Genomic DNA, 4,244 nt, shown 5'->3' with positions numbered 1-4,244 from the left:
GGCGGCGGGTGCGTGGCCAGGGCGAGGGGGCCGAGGTCGACCGCGCGCGGCAGCGCGAGGTGGTCGAGGCGTTCCTCGACGCTTCACGGCACGGCAGGTTCGACCGGCTGCTCGCGCTCCTCCACCCGGACGCGGTGATGTCGGCCGATGCCGCGGCCGCGGCGCTGGGGTCGCCCCCGCTGCTCACCGGGCGCGACGAGGTGGCCCGGATGTTCTCGGGGCGGGCACAGGGGGCCCGGCTGGCCGGTCTCGACGGGTACGCCGCAGCCACCTGGTCGCTGCGCGGCGAGCTCAAGGTCGTCTTCGCGTTCACCCTGGAGGACGGCCTGGTGCGCGAGATCGAGCTGCTGGCGGGCGACCTCGGTCGCCTGGACCTCACCTGAGCGTCACGCCCCCGGCGTCACTCCCATCGCCCGGAGCATGGCGGCCCGCCAGTAGACCGCGACCAGGTGGCGACCCTGACCGTGGGCATCGAGGAACACCCCCCGGGTGAGCCTGGTGCCGGCGTCCCAGGACCGCCCCGGCCGCTGCTGGAACGACCAGATCCGCTCCGGGTCCCCGGCACCGACGACGAGGTGGGCGACACCACGCGGGTCCAGCCAGGTGCGGGGCCCGTCCCAGGAGACCCGGGTGGCCGACACCCGCACGGGCGCGGTCCACGTCCCCGTCGACCGGAACCGGGCCGCCCACGCGAAGGCGGGCGAGTCGGACCGGTGGATCTGCACCCAACCGGCCAGCGCCGTGCCCGCGGCCGTCATCGTCAGGCTCACCGCGCCACCGTCCTCACCCAGGGACCGGGTGAGGTAGCGCGCCGGTGACCACGCGCCGGCGGGGGTGCTGCGCGACCAGCCGAGGTGGTTGAAGTACTCGTGCGCAGAGTCGTTCCAGATGCCAGTGGTGGACCACAGCACCAGCGCCCGGCCGTCGGGGTCCATCGCCGCCTGCACGCCCGTCACGGAGACCCGCCTGGGGTAGCCCCGGAGCACCTTCACACCGGACCAGCCGCTGCCGTGGGGCCGCACCGCGGCCCGCACCTGGTCACCCACGTGCCAGGCGACCACGAGGTCGCCGTCAGCGTTCGACGCCACCTGCAGGGGGCTGCCGGGACCCGGTCCGACCCGGGTCGGGGCCGTCCAGGACCCGGCCTCGGTACGCAGCGACGTGCGGACCCCGGCCCGGTTCCACGCGAGCGTGGTGGTGCCGCGCCCGTCCACGGTGGTGTGCGGGGCCCGACCGGCGTCGACGACCACGGGAGCCGTCCACCCGCCACCGGAGCGGTGCGACTCCTCCACCTGCCAGACGCCGCCGACCTTGCGGTCCCACACCACGGACGCGAGACCCCGCGGCCCGACGGCGACGTCGTACCCGGAACGGGCGCCGAGCGGCGCCGAGAGCGCCACCGGCGCACTCCACGTCCCGCCCGGGGACCGCAGCGCGACGGAGACCGGGCCGGCGACGTCATAGTCTCCCGCGACCCACGCCGCCACGGCCGAGCCGTTCCCGCGCACCCGCACCAGCGCCGGTGCACGCTGCGTGGCGTAGACGTCGAGAGTCCCGCCGGCCACCACCTCCTCCGGGCCGGCCGCCCGTTGAGCTGCGCCGTCTGCCGAGGGCAGCGACGCCACCAGTCCCCCCGAGCTCAGCAGCACCGCGATGGCGCCGGCCCGGATCCGACTCCCGTGTGTCCACATGATGTGCCTTCCGTAGGACTCCTTCATCCACTCGACACCCGGAAACGGGGTGAGGCAACGGTCCCGCCTGTCTGCTGCGCCACAGCCCGGCGGGTAGCGTCGGTGCGTGGACAGCGTGGAGCGCGAGCCCGAGGACCGTCCGGAGACCTGGCCGGTGGTGGAGAGCAGCTACCTGCACCGTGACCACTGGGTGATGGCCCTGCGTCAGGACCTGCTGCACCGGCCCGGGCGACCCGACGACGAGCCGTTCCGGCGGCTGGTGCTGGAGGCGCCGGGTGCGGTGATCGTGCTGGCGCTGGACGAGGCGGAGCGGGTGCTGTGCCTGCGGCAGTACCGGCATCCCGTCGAGCGGGTCCTGGTCGAGCTGCCCGCGGGGCTGCTGGACCAGCCCGGGGAGGAGCCGCTGGACGTGGCGAAGAGGGAGCTGCTGGAGGAGGGCGGGCTGGTCGCCGACCGCTGGACCCACCTGCTCTCGGCGTACCCCTCGCCGGGGATCTCCTCGGAGGTGCACCACTACTACCTGGCCCGAGACGTGCGTCCAGGCCCACCGAACGACTTCGTGCTGGAGCACGAGGAGGCCGAGATGGAACGCGTCTGGGTCCCCTTCCAGCGGCTCCGTGCCGCGGTGCTCGACGGCCGCGTCGCGGACGCGCCGGTGGCCCTTGCCGTGCTCGCCTGCGCCGCCCGCGGGCTGGTCCCCGGAACGGCCGTTCAGGAGTAGGTTGTCCTCGGCGCCACGACGAGGTGGGGCACGAGCCAGGAGGATGTGCGTTGAAGGTCGGCGTTCCGAAGGAAGTCAAGAACCATGAGTACCGGGTGGCGCTCACCCCGATCGGCACCCACGAGCTGACCGAGCACGGTCACCAGGTGTTCGTGGAGCGGGCCGCCGGTGCCGGGTCGGGGATCCCGGACGAGGAGTACGTCGCCGCCGGTGCGCAGATCCTCGAGACCGCCGACGACGTGTGGGGCACCGCGGACATGGTGCTGAAGGTCAAGGAGCCGATCGCCGAGGAGTACCACCGGATGCGCGAGGGTCTGGTGCTCTTCACCTACCTGCACCTGGCCGCCGACAAGCCGCTGACCCAAGAGCTGGTGGACCGGAACGTCACCGCCATCGCCTACGAGACGGTGCAGCTGCCCTCGGGCGGCCTGCCGCTGCTGTACCCGATGTCGGAGGTGGCGGGCTGCCTGGCGCCGCAGGTCGGCGCGCACGCGCTGATGAAGGCCCAGGGGGGCCGAGGCGTGCTGCTCGGCGGCGTGGGCGGGGTCGCCAACGCCAAGGTGGTGATCATCGGAGCCGGGGTGTCGGGCCAGAACGCCGCCAACATCGCGCTGGGCATGGGCGCCGACGTCACCCTGCTGGACACCGACCTGGACAAGCTGCGGATGTCGTTCTGGCGCTACAACAACCGCGTGCACGGGCTGGCCTCGTCCAAGCTGGCGATCCAGCAGCAGGTGATGGAGGCCGACATGGTGATCGGCGCCGTGCTGATCCCGGGCGCGGCGGCGCCGAAGCTGGTGTCCAACCAGCTGGTGTCGCAGATGAAGCCGGGGTCGGTGCTGGTCGACATCGCGGTGGACCAGGGCGGCTGCTTCGAGGACACCCGTCCGACCACGCACTCCGACCCGACCTACGCGGTGCACAACTCGATCTTCTACTGCGTCGCGAACATGCCGGGAGCGGTGCCGAACACCTCGACGTACGCGCTGACCAACGCGACCCTGCCGTACGCCGTGGCGCTGGCCAACAAGGGCTGGCAGCAGGCCTGCCGGGACGACCACAGCCTGGCGCTGGGCATCAACACCCACGCGGGCCAGCTCACCAGCGCCCCGGTCGGTGAGGCGGTCGGCATGGAGGCGGTGGCCCTGGGCACCGTCCTGGCCTGAGTGGCCCCCACCGGCTCCAGCAGCGCCGCGCCGGCGCGGGCGGTACGCACCTACCTCGACCACCTCCTGGTGGAGCGGGGGCTTGCGGCGAACACCCTCACCTCCTACCGTCGCGATCTCGGCCGCTACCTGGACTTCCTGGCCTCCCGGTCGGTGACCTCTCTCGACGAGGTCACCGAGGCCACGGTGGCGCAGTTCCTGGTCCGGCTGCGGGAGGGGGACCAGGAGCACCAGCCGCTGAGCGCCACGTCGGCGGCCCGCACGGTGGTGGCGGTGCGCGGCTTCCACCGCTTCGCGGTCCGCGACGGCCTGACCAGGACCGACCCGGCGGCCGGCGTGAAGCCACCCGCGCCGGCCAAGCGGCTCCCCAAGGCGCTCCCGCTGGCCGACGTCGAGGCGATCCTCGAGGCCGCGGGCGCGCCCGGCACCACCCTCGCGCTGCGTGACCGGACCCTGCTCGAGGTCCTCTACGGCACCGGTGCCCGGATCTCGGAGGCCGTCGGGCTCGACGTCGACGACCTCGACCTGGTCGAGGGCACCGTGCTGCTGCGGGGCAAGGGCAGCAAGCAGCGGCTGGTGCCCGTCGGCTCGTTCGCCCGCGCGGCGGTCGAGGCCTACCTGACCCGGGCCCGCCCGGACCTCGTCGCCGCCGGCAGCGGCACACCG

At 73.6% G+C, this 4,244-nt stretch carries 5 protein-coding genes; 4 read left to right on the top strand and 1 reads right to left on the bottom strand.

Annotated elements, in window-relative coordinates; genetic code table 11:
• Nucleotides 1-383 (top strand): nuclear transport factor 2 family protein (locus PLP61_RS15315; RefSeq protein ID WP_324503624.1); only part of this gene is annotated, 383 nt, incomplete at its 5' end.
• Nucleotides 384-386: 3 nt separating this feature from the next.
• On the opposite strand, the gene PLP61_RS15310 is transcribed toward PLP61_RS15315, so the two are convergent.
• On the bottom strand, nucleotides 387-1,718 hold the full coding sequence (locus tag PLP61_RS15310; protein ID WP_324503623.1) for a hypothetical protein: 1,332 nt from the start codon (nucleotides 1,716-1,718) through the stop codon (nucleotides 387-389).
• 79 nt (nucleotides 1,719-1,797) lie between these two features.
• On the opposite strand from PLP61_RS15310, the gene PLP61_RS15305 reads away from it, so the two are divergent.
• From PLP61_RS15305 to PLP61_RS15295, 3 genes are all read left to right on the top strand, one after another.
• Entirely contained in the window at nucleotides 1,798-2,412 is a 615-nt protein-coding gene (locus PLP61_RS15305) for an NUDIX domain-containing protein (protein ID WP_324503622.1), read from the top strand.
• 50 nt (nucleotides 2,413-2,462) lie between these two features.
• On the top strand, nucleotides 2,463-3,578 hold the full coding sequence (gene ald / locus PLP61_RS15300) for an alanine dehydrogenase (RefSeq protein WP_324503621.1): 1,116 nt from the start codon (nucleotides 2,463-2,465) through the stop codon (nucleotides 3,576-3,578).
• On the top strand, nucleotides 3,579-4,244 hold a 666-nt coding region (locus PLP61_RS15295), incomplete at its 3' end, for a site-specific integrase (protein WP_324503620.1).

The organism is Nocardioides sp. (genome assembly GCF_035429765.1).
GTDB lineage: Bacteria > Actinomycetota > Actinomycetes > Propionibacteriales > Nocardioidaceae > Nocardioides.
This window is presented reverse-complemented; position numbering and strand designations above follow the sequence as displayed.

Bases quoted from the DNA above. Each gene is read 5' to 3' on its own strand.
- PLP61_RS15310 (WP_324503623.1), bottom strand. From the start codon at position 1,718: ATGAAGGAGTCCTACGGAAGGCACATCATGTGGACACACGGGAGTCGG.